A 17080-nucleotide genomic window follows, 5' to 3' on the forward strand; every position below is an offset into this window, starting at 1 on the left:
TGTCCCAATGAATCACAAACCCCTGGACGGTGCCAGGGGTTTGTCAGCAGTCTGAGGCCGGCAAATCGCCGGCCTTTTTCACATTCTCTATTGCAACCTTTACCGCAGCGCGCCGACCAGGACGTCGCGACCGTTCTCGATGGTGACCCAGCGGCCGGCATTGTAGCTCGACTGGCGCTTGACGAAGGAATAGGGCGTTCCAAACCATGGCTTGACGTCGGAGGCGAGGTTGTCGAGCACGAAATCGCCCTCGGCGGTACGCAGCGTCAGCACCGCATGGCCTTCGCCATCCGGCTTGCGCACGACGGTCATCAGCAGATCGGCGGCCGAAAAGCCGCGCTGGATCAGCATGCGGCGCTTCAGCAGCGCGAAATCTTCGCAGTCGCCGGCAGTGGTCGGATAGGCCCAGACCTCATCCTTGCCGTAGATTTCCTTGTCGGTCATCGGCGTGATCGTGCGGTTGACCGTGGCGTTGACCGAACGCACGACCGACCAGCTTGCAGCGGTCATGGCGACCGGGCCGGAATTGCGGTTTGCACCGCATTCACTGCGGTGGATCTGACAGAAATCGTAGTGGCCGATCGGCTGTGAGGTGGCATTGCCTGTCACCATGGAAGCATTTCTGCTGGGGGCCGGTATGGCGGCCGTCGCCATCGCAAACATGGCCATCATGGCCACAAAGATACCCTTGATCCGCACGCCCGCTCTTTCCTCGCATCGCCCCTTATTTATTAACAAAGTGTTAATGGAGAGGGCCCAAAAGAGTCAATCGTTACTTCTTGGGAGCACCTTGCAACTCGTCGACATGGTTAAAATGCAACAAGCCCGGGAGCTTACTTTCGGCCGATGCTATTCAGGCGGGCATCTGCCTATTTGTTGATGAACGGATGATGCCTTTGACGGCACTCAAGAGAAGCGCGATATCGCCGGGGCGGGAAAGGCGATGGTCGCCGTCGCGGATGAAGGTCAGCACCACGTCGTCGGCGGGAAGATGCTCGACCAGTTTCATCGCATGCGCATGCGGCACGTCGGGGTCTTTCATGCCTTGGAGGATATGCACCGGGCAGCCCGTTTCGATAATGCCGTCGAGCACCCGGTTCTCGCGGCCGTCCTCGATCAGCGCCCGTGTATAGATGTTCGGTTCCGGGCTGTATTGCGAACGCTCTTCGAAATAGCCGCGCTCCGCCAGCGACTTCAGCTCCTTAGCCTTGAGGTTCGGCTCGATCAGCTCGGAGGTGAATTCGGGCGCCGGCGCGATCAGCACCATCCCTGCGAGCTCTGGCCCTGCGAGCTTTGGGCCACCCTGCCGTACAAGCTCCTGCGCCAGCCTGAGCGCGATCCAGCCGCCCATCGAAGAGCCGACGAGGATCACGCGTTCGGGGGCGACATGGCGGATGACGGCAAGCGCCTCCTCCAGCCAGCGCGAGATCGTGCCGTCGCCGAAGCTGCCGCCGGAAAGCCCGTGGCCGGAGTAATCGAGGCGGATGCAGGCAAGCCCAAGTTCCGCCGCCAGCCCGTCGAGTTCCACCGCCTTGGTGCCGCTCATGTCGGAGCGGTAGCCGGACAGCCAGACGAGCGCCGGTGCGCCATTGCCGCCCTGCGCGGGGCGGACAAGCATGGCGATCTCACGCGCCGCCTCACCCTCGCCGACCGTCAGGAACTGCGGCTGGGCATTGGACAACTGATCGGACATCGGCGAAACTCCTGTTGTTTTGGCCTATAAAACAGATTCTTGGCAGGCTGACAGCGGGTGATTTTTCCGCTAAAGGATGATATTGACTCCGTTGCAGCGATGACGCGACACGTTTGTGCACCCCTGATTGGGAGCGCGATGCTGCAACGTTCCGAAACAACGCGAGGAGAATACGACCATTCGCAGACCTTTTAAAACCGACGCGCCCGTGAAGGACGGACCGCGCTCGAACCGTGAAATCCGCATTCCCAAAGTTCAGCTGATCGGGGCTGACGGAGAGAATATGGGCGTCGTGCCTACCGACCAGGCCTTGAGAATGGCGGAAGAAGCCGGCCTCGATCTCGTCGAAATTTCCCCCAATGTCGAACCGCCTGTGTGCAAGATCCTCGATCTGGGCAAGCTGAAATATGCCAACCAGAAGAAGGCTGCCGAGGCGCGCAAGAAGCAGAAGATCGTCGAAGTCAAAGAAATCAAGATGCGCCCGAACATCGACACCCATGATTATGAGGTGAAGATGAAGGCGATGGGTCGCTTCTTCGACGAAGGCGACAAGGTCAAGGTGACGCTGAAGTTCCGCGGCCGTGAAATGGCCCACCAGGAACTCGGCATGAAGCTTCTGCAGCAGGTCAAGGCCGATACGATCGAGTTCGCCAAGGTCGAAGCCGAACCCAAGCTCGAAGGCCGCCAGATGATGATGGTGCTGGCGCCGAAGTAAGCGCCAGGCAGTTTTTCGCCCAAGGCCGTCCGCAAGGGCGGCTTTTGTGCTTTCTGCCATTCTGCTTTGGGCCGGTGTATTTTTGGATGCGCGAAGATTCCTCCGCGGCCCCGTTGCACTTTCATGACGCTGCGGTTATAAGCGCGCGTCCGAACTGACCGGCAGGGCATGCCGTGGCAGTTTCGAATGCTTGCGGAACGGTTCGTCGCCGATGCCGCAGATCAACAACAAACGCTCCCGCACCTTGTTGCGACGGCCGGAGAACCGGACTTCGCGAGAAGGGCTTTTTTTGATAAAGCGCGCAGGGAGGACAGAAGGAGTAGCAAAATGCCCAAGATGAAGACGAAGTCCTCTGCCAAGAAGCGGTTCAAGATCACCGCAACCGGCAAGGTCAAGGCTGCCGCTGCTGGCAAGCGCCATGGCATGATCAAGCGTTCCAACAAGTTCATTCGCGATGCACGTGGCACCATGGTTCTCGCAGAACCGGATGGCCGCAAGGTTATCAAGAATTACCTGCCGAACGGTCTCTGAGACTCGTCCGCGAACGCTAGATTTAAGGAGATCATGATATGGCACGTGTAAAAAGAGGCGTCACCTCTCATGCCAAGCACAAGAAGGTTCTGAAGGCAGCAAAGGGCTTTTACGGCCGCCGCAAGAACACCATCCGTACCGCCAAGGCTGCTGTCGATCGTTCGAAGCAGTACGCCTACCGCGACCGCAAGGTCAACAAGCGCAACTTCCGTGCGCTTTGGATCCAGCGCATCAACGCCGCTGTGCGTGAATTCGGCCTGACCTACGGCCGCTTCATCGACGGCCTGAACAAGGCTGGCATCGAAGTCGACCGCAAGGTTCTCTCCGACATGGCGATCCACGAGCCGGAAGCATTCGGCGCGCTGGTCAGCGCTGCCAAGAAGGCTCTTGAATACCTCAAGGAAGCCGGCACGGCGAACGAGTTTGAAGGCGCGGTCAAGTAACCAGCGCTTCCCAAGCTTTTGAATTTATGATTTTGGGAAACCCGCGCTGGTTTGGGCTAGCGCGGGTTTTTCTTTCTTTATATTCCTGGCGCCGGCCGGCGCCGCCTGCCTCCCGATCGCCCGCCTGATACTGGACGGAAAGAAGTGACAATGTCAGATATCAACCAGCTCAACACATCGCTGCTCGCCGAAATCGCCGCTGCCGATGACGAGACGGCGCTTGAAGCCGTGCGCGTTTCCGCCCTCGGCAAGAAGGGATCCGTCTCCGAACTGTTGAAGACGCTCGGCGCCATGACGCCGGAGGAGCGCCAGAGCAAGGGCGCGGCGATCAACGTTCTGAAGAACGCGGTGACCGAGGCGCTCACCGCCCGCAAGACGACGCTGCGGCAAGCGGCGATCGATGCGCGGCTGAAGGCCGAGACGGTCGACGTCAGCCTGCCGGTGCGCTCTTCGCCCGCCGAGCGCGGCCGTATCCATCCGATCAGCCAGATCGTCGACGAGATCACCGCGATCTTCGCCGACATGGGCTTCTCGATCGCCGAAGGTCCCGACATCGAGACCGATTATTACAATTTCACCGCGCTGAATTTCCCCGAAGGCCATCCGGCTCGCGAGATGCACGACACCTTCTTCTTCAACCCGGATGAGAATGGTGAGCGCAAGGTTCTGCGCACCCATACCTCGCCGGTGCAGGTGCGCACCATGGAGGCGCAGACACCGCCGATCCGCATCATCATTCCCGGCAAGACCTACCGCCAGGACTCGGACGCCACGCATTCGCCGATGTTCCATCAGGTCGAAGGCCTGGTCGTCGACAAGAAGGCCAATGTCGCCAACCTCCGCTGGGTGCTGGAAGAATTCTGCAAGACCTTCTTCGAGGTCGACAGCGTGACGATGCGTTTCCGCCCGTCCTTCTTCCCCTTCACCGAGCCCTCTTTCGAGGTCGATATCCAGTGCGACCGCTCCGGCCCGATCGTCAAGTTCGGCGAGGGTACCGACTGGATGGAAATCCTCGGCTGCGGCATGGTCCACCCGAACGTGCTGCGTTACGGCGGGCTCGATCCGGACGAATATCAGGGTTTTGCCTGGGGCATGGGCCTCGACCGCATCGCCATGCTGAAATACGGCATGCCCGACCTGCGCGACTTCTTCAACGCCGACGTCCGCTGGATGACGCATTACGGCTTCCGCCCGCTCGACATGCCGACGCTGTTCGGCGGCCTCAGCGCTTGAACGGAGAATTGGGACGATGAAATTCACGCTCTCCTGGCTGAAAGAGCATCTGGAAACGGATGCCGGCCTCGATGAAATCTGCACGCGCCTCACCGAGATCGGACTGGAGGTCGAGGATGTCGACGACAAGGCGGCCTTCAAGCCCTTCGTTATCGCCAGGGTCGTCTCGGCCGAAAAACATCCGCAGGCCGATCGCCTGAAGGTGCTGATGGTCGATACCGGTTCCGGCGCACCGGTCCAGGTCGTCTGCGGCGCTCCGAATGCGCGCGCCGGTCTCGTCGGCGCCTTCGCAGCGCCCGGAACCTATGTTCCCGGTATCGACGTGACGCTCGCCGTCGGCAATATCCGCGGTGTCGAAAGCCACGGCATGATGTGCTCCGAAAAGGAGCTGCAGATCTCCGACAGTCACGACGGCATTATCGACCTGCCCGACGACGCGCCTGTCGGCACGAGCTATGCCACCTACGCTCATCTCGATGATCCGGTCATCGAGATCAACCTGACACCCAACCGGCCGGACTGCACCTCGATCCACGGCATCGCCCGCGATCTCGCAGCCTCCGGTCTCGGCACGCTGAAGACCCGGCCCGCGCCGTCCTTCGCCGTCGAAGGCGAGACGCCGGTGAAGCTGACGCTCGATCTCGACGATCCGAAGCTCTGCCCGGGCTTTGCGCTGCGCCTCGTGCGCGGCGTCAGGAACGACCCGAGCCCGCGCTGGATGCAGCAGCGGCTGATCGCCATCGGCCTGCGCCCCATCAACGCGCTGGTTGATGTCACCAATTACATGACCTTCGATCAGGGGCGGCCGATCCACGTCTTCGACGCTGCCAAGATCAACGGCAACCTGACCGTCCGCCGCGCCGCCGAAGGCGAGACGGTGCTGGCGCTCGACCAGCGCGAATACAAGCTCTCGCCGAACAACGTCGTCATCTCCGATGATAATGGCATCGAGTCGATCGGCGGCATCATGGGCGGCGAACATTCCGGCTGCGACGAGAACACCGTCGACGTGCTGATCGAATCCGCCCTCTGGGACCCGATGAACATCGCCAAGTCGGGCCGCAGCCTCGGCATCATCACCGATGCCCGCTACCGCTTCGAACGCGGCGTCGATCCGGACTATATGGTCCCCGGTCTCGAACGCACGACGGAACTGGTGCTGGAACTGTGCGGCGGCAAGGCCGCCAAGGCCGAGATCGTCGGTTACCAGGGTTATGAACCGAAGATCGTCGATTTCCCCTATTCTGAGGTCAAGCGCCTGACGGGCCTCAACGTCTCGAATGAGGAAAGCAACACGATTCTGACGCGCCTCGGCTTCAAGGTCTCCGGTTCCGGCGAGCGCGTCTCCGTCGCCGTTCCCTCCTGGCGCCCCGATGTCGATGGCAAGGCCGATCTCGTCGAGGAGGTCATGCGCATCCACGGCGTCGACAATATCAAGCCGGCGCCGCTCGAAAGCCATACGGCCGTCAACGGCAAGATCCTGACGACGCTGCAGATCCGCACCCGCCTCGCCAAGCGGGCGCTGGCCGCGCGCGGCATGCTCGAAGCCGTCACCTGGTCGTTCATTCCGGAAGACCAGGCAAAGCTCTTCGGCGGCGGTTCGCCCGCCCTCAAGCTTGCCAACCCGATCGCCGCCGAAATGTCGGATATGCGCCCCTCGCTTCTGCCGGGCCTGCTGACCGCAGCGCAGCGCAATGCCGACAAGGGTTACGGCGACGTCGCGCTCTTCGAGGTCTCCGGCACTTATGAGAACGACAGGCCGGAGGGTCAGCGCCGCGTTGCCGGCGGCATCCGCCGCGGCACGGCCTCGCTTGCCGGCGCCGGTCGCGCCTGGTCGAACACCGCCAAGGGCGGCGGCAAGCCGGTCGACGTCTTTGACGCCAAGGCCGACGCGCTCGCGGTCATCGAAGCCTGCGGCCTCCCGATGGGCAATATCCAGATCGAGCAGGGCGGGCCGGAATGGTATCATCCCGGCCGCTCCGGCACGATCAAGATGGGGCCGAAAGTCGTGCTCGGCTATTTCGGCGAATTCCATCCGCTGACACTGGAAGCGCTCGATGTCTCCGGCGCGCTGTGCGGCTTCGAAGTCTATGTCGACGCCATGCCGGACGCCAAGCGCAAGGCGACGCGCACCAAGCCGGCGCTCGAACTGTCGCCCTTCCAGGTCGTGCGGCGTGACTTTGCCTTCGTCGTCGACAAGACGGTGGAAGCCGGCGCCATCGTCAAGGCCGCCACAGGCGCCGACCGCAAGCTGGTAACCGGCGTCAACGTCTTCGATATCTTCGAGGGCGCATCGGTTGGCGACGGCAAGAAGTCGGTGGCGATCGAGGTGCAGATCCAGCCGGTCGAGCGCACGCTGACGGACGAGGATTTCGAGGCGCTGACGCAGAAGATCGTCGCCAGCGTTGCGAAATTCACCGGCGGTGTCCTCAGAAGCTGAGCTTCACCCAACGTCGTCAAATAATGGACCGGTCGCGAATAGCGGCCGGTCTTTTCACAGATGCAGATGGTAGAGTTTGCTGACGATCGTCCAGCGGCCGTCGATCTTCAGCAGCGAGAGATAATCGGTAAAGCGCATGCCGGCGAAATCGTCGGTGACCTTGACGCTTGCCGCATCGCCTTCGACATCGACGCTCTGGATGTCCATGTAGGGCTGCGTGCCGGGCGGCGCCGGCTCCTCCTGCAGGATCGCGGCGATGAATTCGTCCCGCGTCAGCCACTCGACGGCATTTTCGTAATGGCCGATGATCGAGCTTTTCGGATGAAAGGCCTTTTTCAAGGCTGCCTCATTGGCGAAGGCCATGCCTTCGACATAGAGATGAACCGTCTGTTCGACTGCCTGCCTGTCCGACATATTTTCATCCCGTTCTCCGAGATGGCGTTAGATAGTTTCGCCAGCCCCGAAGGCAAGCCCGGCCGGTTGCGCCGACCGGGCTTTTTCAGGTTCAGATGTTCGTCATCGCAAGCGAGGCATCCGAGTAACGTTTGCCGGCCACCTGTCCGGCCGGGATGACCTCTTCAAGCCTCGCGAGTTCCGCCGGGCTCAGCACGATATCGGCGGCCGCGGCGTTCTGTTCGAGATGATGAAGCTTGCGGGCGCCCGGTATCGGCACGATGTCGTCGCCCTGGTTCAACACCCAGGCCAGCGCCAGCTGTGCTGCCGTGACGCCTTTCTCGGCGGCCAGCCGCTCGAGCGTCGCGACGAGGGCGGCATTGGCGTCGAAATTTTCCGCCTGGAAACGTGGCACCTGCCGGCGGAAATCGTCTGCGTCAAGATCCTCCGCCTTGCGGATCGCTCCCGTCAGGAAGCCGCGCCCGAGCGGGCTGTAGGGCACGAAGCCGATGCCGAGTTCGCGGCATGTCGCAAGCACCTCCTCTTCGGGATCGCGCGTCCAGAGCGAATATTCGCTCTGCAGGGCAGCGATCGGATGAACCGCATGCGCGCGGCGAATGGTGGCGCTGCCGGCTTCCGAAAGCCCGAGCGCCCGGACTTTGCCTTCCTTCACCAGTTCCGCCATGACGCCGACCGTGTCCTCGATCGGCACGTTGGGATCGACCCGGTGCTGGTAGAGGAGGTCGATGGTTTCGATGCCGAGGCGTTTCAGCGAGGCCTCGGCCACCGCCCGCACATGCTCAGGGCGGCTGTCGACGCCGGTGATGGCGGCAACACCCGGCTTGCTGGCATCGATCTTGAAGCCGAACTTGGTGGCGATTACCACGCGGTCGCGGAACGGCTTCAGCGCTTTGCCGAGAAGAACCTCGTTGGTAAAGGGACCATAGACTTCGGCGGTGTCGAAGAAGGTCACGCCGAGATCGATGGCGCGATGCAGTGTCTTGATCGATTCCGCATCGTCGCTGGCGCCATAGGCAAAGCTCATGCCCATGCAGCCAAGGCCGACGGCAGAGACGGTCAGATCGTTTCCGAGTTTCCGGCTTTTCATGATGTGCTCCTCTGAGCTGATTTTGAGCCGCCAGAGCATGATGCCGAAAAGTGTGAGCGGTTTTCGGACGACATCATGCTCTAACTATTAATTCAGAACAGGATTCAGATTTTAGGCCGCCCGGCCTGAAATCATTCTGTTCTGGATGGGTGCGGTACCCGCAGACCATATCGCTGCGCCATCAATCAGAAAATACATGCAGTTTCTAACAGGTTGTTCTATTATTTCGATCAATGAACAGGACACAGCTCTCGCAACTCGCCGTTCTCGCCGCCGTCTCGGAGCATCGCAGCTTCCGGGCGGCGGCGAAGGAACTCCTCGTCGCGCCCTCGGCAATCAGCCATGCGATATCGAGCCTCGAGGAAAGTCTGGGGGTGCGGCTTCTGGCGCGCACCACCCGCAGCGTCGCGCCGACGGAGGAGGGCCGCCTGCTGCTTGAAAGACTTCGTCCCGCGCTCGAGGAGATCGACATTGCTCTGGAGGCCGTCCGCGATACGCGCGCCAAGCCGGCCGGAAACCTGCGCATCACCGCGCCGCGCTTCGCCTCCGATCTGCTGCTCGCTCCGCGGCTCGGCGACTTTCTCAACCTCTATCCCGATATCACCCTGGAGATCGCCAATGAGGATGGCTTCACCGATATCGTCAAGGAGGGTTTCGACGCCGGTATCCGGCTGGAGGAGAGCCTGGAGGCTGATATGATCGCGGTCAGGGTCTCGCCCGATCTGACGACGGTGATCGCCGCTTCGCCCGAATATTTCGAGCACCATCCGAAGCCGGAGCATCCGCGCGATCTCGTCCGTCATCGCTGCATCAAGCGGCGCTTCACCAACGGCTCGATCTATCGCTGGGAATTCGAAAAGGACGGGCAGGAACTCGTCGTTTCGGTCGACGGGCCGCTGATCGTCAGCGAGGATCGGCTGGCCTTGCTTGCGGCGCTAAACGGCGCCGGCCTTGCCTATCTCTTCGACATGCGGGTCGATGACGAACTGGCGAGCGGCAAGCTTGTGCGGGTGCTGGAAGATTGGTGCGCGCCCTATGCCGGGCCGTTTCTCTATTATCCCACCCGGCGACAGATGCGCCCGGCGCTGCGCGCCTTCATCGATTTCTTCAGATACAGCGAGCAGGATACGGGCGGCCGGTAAGGAATGGGAACCGGGCCGCCCGTTCTTGCTAGGGTGCCGTGCGCATCAGGCAGCCTTTGCCTTCTGGTTTGCCGCCGTGGTGGCGAGCTGGGAGAGGGTCTTGTCGGTGGCCGTTTCCTGTTGCAGCGTCTGGTCGAGCAGGCCGACCACCTCCTTGAGACCGAGGGTCGCTGCCCAGGTCTTCAGCGTGCCGTAGCGGGCGATTTCATAATGCTCGACGGCCTGGGCAGCCGAAATCAGGCCGGCATCGAGGGCCGCCGTGCCCTTGAATTCCTCCATGATTTCCTCGCCCTCGGCGATGATGCCCTGGATCGCCTCGCAGGTCTTGCCCTGGGCGCGTTTGCCGATCAGTTCGAAAACCTGCTGCAGGCGCTCGACCTGGCCTTCGGTTTCCTCGCGGTGCTTTTCGAAACCCTTCTTCAATTCGGGGGATTGGGCGGCGCGTGCCATCTTCGGCAGGGCGCGCAATATCTGCCGTTCGGCAAAGTAGATGTCCTTCAGCGTGTCGTAGAAGAGATCTTCCAACGTCTTTTCCTTGGCCATTTTCTCGATCCTTGTTTTGGGGAAAACCGCGAATGCGGCGACACATTAAGAAGAGAAGATCGCGCTAATTGTTCCCGATCGATTTCGGGTGGACTGGAAATCGGCGCCGGGCGATGATTCCTGCCGCCGATGCGCAGGAGAATGACGTCATGCGAAAACCGAATTCGATGAAGGGTCTGGAGGATCTTGGCCGCGTGCGGCTGTCGCAAAACTTCTTTCTTCGCGATTTCCTGCATTCCGAAATCGCCGATTTCTATCGCATCCCCAACATCCCCGAGGATCCCGATCTGGCGATCGAGGCGGGCAAGAGGCTCTGCGAGGAATTGCTGGAGCCGATGGAGGCAACGTTCGGGCGCCTGCATATCCGATCCGGCTATCGTTCGCCCGCGGTCAACAGGTTCGGCAACGAGAACAATCTGAACTGTTCGACCAATGCGTCCACCGCCGCGCATCACATCTGGGATATGAGGGACTTCGACGGCTGCATGGGCGCAGCCGTCTGCATTGCCGTGCCATGGATGATCGACCATTACCACGATGAAAGCGACTGGCAGCGGCTCGCCTGGTGGATTCACGACCACCTGCCTTATGCCTCGCTCTGCTTCTTTCCCAAGCTCTGGGCCTTCAATATCCAATGGCACGAACGGCCGAAGCGGGTGATCCAGAGTTATGTCAGCCCGCGCGGCATCCTCACCAAACCCGGCATGGCCAATTGGGAAGGCGATCATGCCGCCTTTTATAAAGGATTTCCTGCGCCTACAGCGCCGCGCGTCTTGAAGGTGATGCGATAGCGGATGTGGCCGTCGCTCTCGACATAGCTGTCATAGAGCGCCCGCGCGGTTCTGTTCTGCTCGCTCGTATGCCAGTAGAGCCGCGACCAGCCCTTGGCTTTGCAGGTCGAAACGAGATCGTCCATCAGTGCCCGCCCGACGCCCTTGCCGCGCGCATCGGCATCGACGAACAGGTCTTCGAGATAGCAGTCCCTGCCGCGGATCCACGTGCCCTCATGCGTGAGATAGAGCGCAAAGCCCATGACCCGGCCATCGATTTCGGCGACGCGCATCGCAATCGCCGACGCCGGATCGAAGACCCGGCGCCATGTGGAATCGGTGATATCGGCATCGACCGTGACTTCGTAAAAGGCGAGGTAGGCGGCCCAAAGTTCGCGCCAGCGGGCTTCGTCTTCGGGGCGGGCCTCACGTATCGTCACGGTCATGGCGTCTCTTTCTTTCAGGCGCCGGCTTGGTCGAGCAGCGCCATCGCATCATCGGAAAGCGCAAGTGTCGCCGATTTCGCCAGGCTTTCAAGCTGTGAAAGGCTGGTCGCGCTGGCGATCGGCGCCGTCACACCCTTCTTGCGCAGCAGCCAGGCGAGCGATATTTCTGCGGGCTTGGCGCCGGTCTCGGCCGAAACCTTGTCGAGCGCGGCCAGAATACGCAGGCCCTTGTCGTCGAGATATTTCGAAACCCGGCCCTCGCGTGCGCGGCCTTCCGTATCGGCCTTGCTGCGGTATTTGCCGGTGAGGAAGCCGGCAGCAAGGCTGAAATAGGTGATGACGCCGAGGTCTTCTTCGACGCAGAGATCGGCAAGCGGCCCCTCGAAGCTCGAACGTTCATAGAGATTATATTCCGGCTGCAACACATCGTAACGCGGCAGGCCGGCCCTCTCGGCAGCGTCGAAGGATGCCTGAAGCAGTGTCGCATCATAGTTCGAGCAGCCGATGGCGCGGATCTTGCCCTGCTGCTTCAGCTTGGCAAAGGCGCCGAGCGTTTCCTCATGCGGCGTATCTTCATCCGGCCAGTGCGAGAGATAGAGGTCGATATAATCGGTCTGCAGCCGGCGCAGCGAATCCTCGACCGCCTTCAGGATATAGGTTTCCTTCAGCGTCTTTCCCTGTCCCATGTCGGAGCCGACCTTGGTGACGATAACGGCCTTGTCGCGGGAGATCTTTGCCTGGCTTAGCCAACGCCCGATGATCTCTTCGGAATCGCCGCCCTTGTTGCCCGGAACCCATGAGGAATAGACATCGGCCGTATCGATCGTGTTCAGGCCCGCGTCGAAGAAGGCATCGAGAATGGCGAAGGATGTTTTTTCGTCGGCCGTCCAGCCGAAGACATTGCCGCCGATGACGATCGGCGCGACCGATAGACCTGTTTTTCCAAGCCGGCGCATTTCCATGACGCTCTCCAGAAGTGTGAAGGAATTGAAATCGCGGATACGGCAGAACGCCGCCTTGACCAACTTAGTGCGATCCGCGCATCCGGGAAGGCAAACTTCCGTGATTTCATGTCGCGCCATTGCGCCGCAGCTAGGGCCTGAATATGGTTCGCGGAAATCAGTTTGGGAGGCTTGGATCATGTTGCGTTTCGGTATCATTTCAACGGCGAAGATCGGCCGCGACAATGTCGTTCCGGCGATCCAGGATGCGGAGAATTGCGTCGTCACGGCGATTGCCAGCCGTGATCTCAAGCGTGCGAGGGAGATGGCCGACCGGTTTTCGGTGCCGCATGCCTTCGGCTCCTACGAGGAGATGCTGGCCTCCGACCTCATCGACGCCGTCTACATTCCGCTGCCGACCTCGCAGCATATCGAATGGTCGATCAAGGCGGCAGATGCCGGCAAGCACGTGCTCTGCGAAAAGCCCTTGGTGCTCAAGGCCGGTGATATCGACGATCTGATCGCCGCCCGCGACCGCAACCGGGTGGTGGTCACCGAAGCCTATATGATCACCTATTCCCCGGTCTGGCAGAAGGTGCGCTCGCTGATCGGCGAGGGCGCGATCGGGTCGCTCCGGCATGTGCAGGGCGCCTTCACCTATTTCAACCGCGACCCCGCCAACATGCGCAACGTCCCCGAGCTCGGCGGCGGCGGCCTTCCCGATATCGGCGTCTATCCGGTCATGGGCACGCGTTTTTCCACAGGCAAGGAGCCGCTCTGGATCCAGGCGATCACCGAGCGCGATGCGGATTTCGGCACGGATATCTATTCGAGCGTCAAGGCCGATTTCGGTGATTTCGAGCTGAGCTTCTATATCTCGACGCAGATGGCCAACCGCCAGGTCATGGTCTTCCACGGCACCGAAGGCTACATCGAGGTCAAGTCGCCGTTCAATGCCAATCGCTGGGGACCGGAAGAGATCGAGCTTGCCGACCGCAGCCACACTGAATCGCGCATCTTCCGCTTCCAGGACAGCCGCCAGTACAAGCGGCAGGTCGAGGCCTTCGCCCGGGCGGTGACGAACGGCAAGGAAGAGATCGTTACCCTCGAAAATTCGAAGCTGAACCAGAAGGTGATCGACGCGATCTACCGGGCCAGCGAGAAGGACGGCTGGGAAGCAGTCTAGCGCATAACCCCGAAAATCGGAATCGATTTTCGGAAAGGATTATGCGCCACTTCAGAGGGTTTGAGCGTCCTTAGCGCGTCCTATTGGACGCGCGGCGCTCTAATCACTCGGCGCGGAAGACGAAGCGCGAATAGCCGAAGAAGCTGAAGATCATCGAGGCGACGCTGGCGATCACCATGGCCGCCAGCGGCTGAAGTGCCGGCAGCGACAGCAGCAGCGCGGAATAGAGCCCGTAATTGACCAGCGCTGCCGTCACCCCGACCGAGCCATAGCGGAAGCCTTCGGCGGCAAGCGAACGGCCGGTGCGATCGAAGGTGAAGCTCCGATTGAAAGCCCAGGTCGCCGCCATGGCGAAGGCGATCGCGATGAGTCGCGCCAGAAACGGCCCGAGCGGCGTCAGATGGAGCAGCGCCGACAGGATGCCGGCATCGACGAGGAAGCCGATGCCGCCGGCAATCGTGAAGCGGATGAGCTTTCTCATGCCGCATCCGCCTTGCCGGGACGCGCGCGCGATGCCGGCCCTGCGTCGCTGAGTGGCGCCTTCAACGCGCTCGGCCTCTCCAGGCCCATATAATGGATACGGAGCTGTTCGGCGCGGGCGCGCGCAACGGAATCCAGGATGACGCCGGCGGTGAACAGCATGAAGGAGATCATCATCAGCGCCGTCGACAGCACCCAGGTCGGCATGCGGCTGACGAGACCTGTTTCGAAATATTCCGCCAGCACCGGCGCCATGAAGCCGAGGCTCGCCAGCATGAAGGTGGCGCTGATCGCGCTGAAAAAGGCGAAGGGCCGGGTTTCCTTCATCAGCATCGCGAACATCCAGAGGATCTTGGCGCCGTCGCGGAACGTCGAAAGCTTGGAGTGCGAGCCTTCCGGCCGGCGGCCGTAGTCGAGCTCCAGTTCGCTGACCGGCAGCTTCAGCCGGGAGGCATGCACGGACATTTCGGTTTCGATCTCGAAGCCGCCCGATACCGCCGGGAAGCTCTTGACGAAGCGGCGCGAAAACGCGCGGTAGCCGGAAAAGATATCGGTGAAATCGGGGCCGAAGATCATCCGGTAAAGCAGGTTGAAAAGCCGGTTGCCGAGCGCATGGCCCTGACGGCCGGCATCGGCGTGTACGCCGCGCCTTGTGCCGACCACCATGTCGGCGCGCTCGGTCAGCAGCGTGCGTACCAGTTCCTCGGCATCCTCGGGCGCATAGGTGCCGTCGCCATCGGCGATGATGTAGATGTCGGCGTCGATGTCGGCGAACATGCGGCGCACGACATGGCCCTTGCCTTGCCGCCGCTCGCGCACGACATGCGCGCCGGCAAGCATCGCCTGCAGCGCGGTGCCGTCGGTGGAATTGTTGTCGTAGACATGGATCGCAGCATCGGGCAGCGTCGCCCGGAAGCCCTGGACGACAGGGCCGATCGTCGCCGCTTCATTATAGCAGGGAAGCAGGACGGCAATATTCAGATTGTCGGTACGCGATCGGGCCATGACTCTACTCGTTACACTGAAAGCCGCGCTCAACCTAAATCACGCGCCGTTAATAAGACCCTATGACGCAGGCAAAATCAGCGGCTGCCACAAACGGCTTTACACTTTCTTGATCGGCGGCCGCTAAGCTTCGCTATCCGGAAACGAACCGCTAACCACGATGAACGCTGTGCAGCCGATCACCCATGCATCATCCGCGATAGACGCCCCTCGGGTCGGGCTGCGCGACCTGCTGACGCGTCTCGGGCCAAGCGTCATCGCCTATAGCGTCATCCTTGCCGCCGCCATCCTCATCTCCAAGCTTTCCGGTGCCACCGATTACGTCGGCCCCGACAATGACGACGGAATGCGTCTCGTCGAAGTTCGCGATTTTCTGGCCGGGCAGGGCTGGTTCGATCTGATGCAATATCGTCTCGGCCTCGACGGCGGCACGCTGATACACTGGTCGCGGCTGATCGATCTGCCGATCGCCTCGCTGATCTGGTTCTTCGGCCTGTTTGTTGCCCATGAGACGGCCGAGGCGCTGGCGCTGGCCGTCTGGCCGGTATCGCTCATCCTGCCTGCCATGCTCGCCATGGCGGTTGCCGGCCGGCGCATCGGCGGCGTTGCCGCCATGCACATCAGTCTCGGCTTGACCGGTCTTGCGATCTACACCGGAAACCGTTTTGCGCCGGGCGCCATCGATCATCACAATGCGCAGCTGGCCTTGGTCGCGACGATGATTGCGATGCTGCTGGATCCTGAGCGTCGCGCCTGGAGTTATGCGGTTGCCGGCATCGCGGCAGCGGTCGCCATTGCCATCGGCGCCGAGACGACACCTTTCGTCGCCGCCGTCTGCCTGACCATCGCCCTGCTCTGGGCATGGGAGGGCGAAAATTACGCTGCCGCCGCGAAGGCCTTCGGGCTGGCGCTGGCGATTGCGATCAGCATCCTCTTCTTCGCAACGGTGCCGCCCCGGCTTTATTCGATGGTCACCTGCGACAATCTCTCGCTCGGCTATTACAGCCTGGCGGCGATCGGCGGCGGATTGCTGTTGTTTTCGGCGGTTTTTGCGAGCCGCCTGCGCCGGCCCCTGCGCTTTGCCGCACTCGCCGTCGTCGGCGCCGGTGTTCTCGGTTCGGCGGTCGTGATCGCACCGCAATGCCTGAGCGATCCGCTGGCCGGTCTCGATCCGATGCTGGTCGAGCTCTGGCTGAGGAATGTTTCGGAAGCGCAGTCGGTTTTCGTTCTCGGGCGCACCGATCCCTTCTCGATCGGTGGCTTCTATGCGGCCGGCTTGTTCGGCATCGCCGTCTGCATCTTCCGCGTCGTTCAGCGTGACCGCGTGCAGATCCACCTGATCCTGCTCTTCCTGCTGATGACGAGCTGGGCAATCGCACTGGTCCAGGTGCGCGGTTCCACCTTCTCGAACCTGATCTCGATCTTGCCGCTTGCCCTGCTGATCATCGATATCAAGCGCATCTCCAACAACGACAACGAGAATGTCGCCGCCGCCTTCGTCTATATCGTGACCGTGCTCGCCAGTGCTCCGGCCGCCTGGGCCGTCGGTGGCGGGTTTATCTCGTTGCAGATGGAGAATGCTGCGCAGAAGAAGGCGGCGAAGCCGGCAAAGGAAATTTCCTGCACATCGCAAGCGGCGCTGGCGCCGCTCGCCGGGCTACCGGCCGGACTGATCTCCGCGCCATCGGAAATGGGCGTGCCGATCCTCCGCTTCACGCAGAACCGGGTTCTCTCCGCGCCCTATCATCGCAATCAGGGCGGCATGCTGACTGAACTGCATATCGGCATGGCGGAGCCACAGGAGGCGGAAGCCTTCCTGAAGGGGACTGGCGTGACGGCGCTTGGCTTCTGCCCCGGCGACCTGCAGACGCGCGAGATCGCCAAGCTGAAGCCGGATGGCCTCTATGCGCAGCTCGGCAAGGGGAATATTCCGCCCTATCTGGAACCGCTTCCGAAGGCGGCGGACGTGGGCGTGCAGTTCTTTCGCTATCGGCCGGCGACGAATTGACGC

The 17080-nt window shown here is 61.6% G+C and carries 18 protein-coding genes; 9 read left to right on the forward strand and 9 right to left on the reverse strand.

The features are described 5' to 3' along the window. Window positions 1–99: 99 nt before the first annotated feature. Both C3Y91_RS06795 and C3Y91_RS06800 read right to left on the reverse strand, forming a co-directional pair. The gene (locus C3Y91_RS06795; RefSeq protein WP_018069940.1) at window positions 100–699 is read right to left on the reverse strand and encodes a transglutaminase-like cysteine peptidase; all 600 of its coding nucleotides are present in this window, start codon (window positions 697–699) and stop codon (window positions 100–102) included. Between the two features lie 154 nt (window positions 700–853). Continuing rightward, on the reverse strand, window positions 854–1693 hold the full coding sequence (locus C3Y91_RS06800; RefSeq protein ID WP_168575179.1) for an alpha/beta hydrolase: 840 nt from the start codon (window positions 1691–1693) through the stop codon (window positions 854–856). A gap of 178 nt (window positions 1694–1871) precedes the next feature. Here C3Y91_RS06800 and infC point away from each other — a divergent pair, with 178 nt between their 5' ends. The 5 genes from infC (at window position 1872) to pheT (ending at window position 7055) form a co-directional block, all read left to right on the forward strand. Further along, the gene (infC, locus tag C3Y91_RS06805) at window positions 1872–2408 is read left to right on the forward strand and encodes a translation initiation factor IF-3 (RefSeq protein WP_075225634.1); all 537 of its coding nucleotides are present in this window, start codon (window positions 1872–1874) and stop codon (window positions 2406–2408) included. Window positions 2409–2735: 327 nt separating this feature from the next. Further along, complete coding sequence (gene rpmI / locus C3Y91_RS06810; RefSeq protein WP_003544621.1) at window positions 2736–2939, forward strand: 50S ribosomal protein L35; 204 nt, start codon at window positions 2736–2738, stop codon at window positions 2937–2939. Window positions 2940–2977: 38 nt separating this feature from the next. Further along, window positions 2978–3382: a 50S ribosomal protein L20 gene (gene rplT / locus C3Y91_RS06815; protein WP_003544622.1), complete on the forward strand. Its 405-nt coding sequence runs from the start codon at window positions 2978–2980 to the stop codon at window positions 3380–3382. Window positions 3383–3532: 150 nt separating this feature from the next. Then, a complete protein-coding gene (gene pheS, locus C3Y91_RS06820; RefSeq protein ID WP_130656789.1) occupies window positions 3533–4615 on the forward strand; it encodes a phenylalanine--tRNA ligase subunit alpha in 1083 nt (360 codons plus the stop codon). Window positions 4616–4631: 16 nt separating this feature from the next. Continuing rightward, entirely contained in the window at window positions 4632–7055 is a 2424-nt protein-coding gene (gene pheT, locus C3Y91_RS06825) for a phenylalanine--tRNA ligase subunit beta (protein WP_130656790.1), read from the forward strand. A gap of 54 nt (window positions 7056–7109) precedes the next feature. Here the strand turns inward: pheT and C3Y91_RS06830 are convergent, their stop codons facing one another. Together C3Y91_RS06830 and C3Y91_RS06835 are read right to left on the reverse strand one after the other, a co-directional pair. After that, window positions 7110–7469, reverse strand: coding sequence for a nuclear transport factor 2 family protein (locus C3Y91_RS06830; RefSeq protein WP_017966590.1), 360 nt, complete (start codon window positions 7467–7469; stop codon window positions 7110–7112). A 91-nt stretch (window positions 7470–7560) separates the two neighbouring features. Then, entirely contained in the window at window positions 7561–8556 is a 996-nt protein-coding gene (locus C3Y91_RS06835; protein WP_168575180.1) for an aldo/keto reductase, read from the reverse strand. A gap of 233 nt (window positions 8557–8789) precedes the next feature. Here C3Y91_RS06835 and C3Y91_RS06840 point away from each other — a divergent pair, with 233 nt between their 5' ends. Further along, entirely contained in the window at window positions 8790–9698 is a 909-nt protein-coding gene (locus C3Y91_RS06840; protein ID WP_018069945.1) for a LysR family transcriptional regulator, read from the forward strand. A gap of 45 nt (window positions 9699–9743) precedes the next feature. On the opposite strand, the gene C3Y91_RS06845 is transcribed toward C3Y91_RS06840, so the two are convergent. After that, window positions 9744–10241 carry a YciE/YciF ferroxidase family protein gene (locus C3Y91_RS06845; protein WP_003544628.1) on the reverse strand — a complete coding sequence of 166 codons (498 nt, stop codon included), beginning with the start codon at window positions 10239–10241 and terminating at the stop codon, window positions 9744–9746. A 113-nt stretch (window positions 10242–10354) separates the two neighbouring features. On the opposite strand from C3Y91_RS06845, the gene C3Y91_RS06850 reads away from it, so the two are divergent. Continuing rightward, a complete protein-coding gene (locus C3Y91_RS06850) occupies window positions 10355–11032 on the forward strand; it encodes a hypothetical protein (protein WP_168575181.1) in 678 nt (225 codons plus the stop codon). On the opposite strand, the gene C3Y91_RS06855 is transcribed toward C3Y91_RS06850, so the two are convergent. Both C3Y91_RS06855 and C3Y91_RS06860 read right to left on the reverse strand, forming a co-directional pair. Beyond that, window positions 10978–11457 carry a GNAT family N-acetyltransferase gene (locus C3Y91_RS06855; RefSeq protein WP_018069947.1) on the reverse strand — a complete coding sequence of 160 codons (480 nt, stop codon included), beginning with the start codon at window positions 11455–11457 and terminating at the stop codon, window positions 10978–10980. The two genes, C3Y91_RS06850 and C3Y91_RS06855, sit on opposite strands and share 55 nt — an antisense overlap. Window positions 11458–11471: 14 nt before the next feature. Continuing rightward, on the reverse strand, window positions 11472–12419 hold the full coding sequence (locus C3Y91_RS06860) for an aldo/keto reductase (RefSeq protein WP_026170749.1): 948 nt from the start codon (window positions 12417–12419) through the stop codon (window positions 11472–11474). A gap of 178 nt (window positions 12420–12597) precedes the next feature. Between C3Y91_RS06860 and C3Y91_RS06865 the strand changes: the two genes are divergently transcribed. Beyond that, window positions 12598–13584 carry a Gfo/Idh/MocA family protein gene (locus C3Y91_RS06865; RefSeq protein ID WP_168575182.1) on the forward strand — a complete coding sequence of 329 codons (987 nt, stop codon included), beginning with the start codon at window positions 12598–12600 and terminating at the stop codon, window positions 13582–13584. A gap of 103 nt (window positions 13585–13687) precedes the next feature. Here the strand turns inward: C3Y91_RS06865 and C3Y91_RS06870 are convergent, their stop codons facing one another. Next, window positions 13688–14065: a GtrA family protein gene (locus C3Y91_RS06870; RefSeq protein ID WP_018069950.1), complete on the reverse strand. Its 378-nt coding sequence runs from the start codon at window positions 14063–14065 to the stop codon at window positions 13688–13690. Beyond that, on the reverse strand, window positions 14062–15069 hold the full coding sequence (locus C3Y91_RS06875) for a glycosyltransferase (RefSeq protein ID WP_024322271.1): 1008 nt from the start codon (window positions 15067–15069) through the stop codon (window positions 14062–14064). The genes C3Y91_RS06870 and C3Y91_RS06875 overlap by 4 nt, the downstream gene beginning before the upstream one ends. Before the next feature lie 160 nt (window positions 15070–15229). Here C3Y91_RS06875 and C3Y91_RS06880 point away from each other — a divergent pair, with 160 nt between their 5' ends. After that, on the forward strand, window positions 15230–17077 hold the full coding sequence (locus C3Y91_RS06880) for a hypothetical protein (protein WP_168575183.1): 1848 nt from the start codon (window positions 15230–15232) through the stop codon (window positions 17075–17077). Window positions 17078–17080 lie beyond the last annotated feature (3 nt).

Source organism: Rhizobium ruizarguesonis (assembly GCF_012349115.1).
Classification (GTDB): domain Bacteria; phylum Pseudomonadota; class Alphaproteobacteria; order Rhizobiales; family Rhizobiaceae; genus Rhizobium; species Rhizobium ruizarguesonis.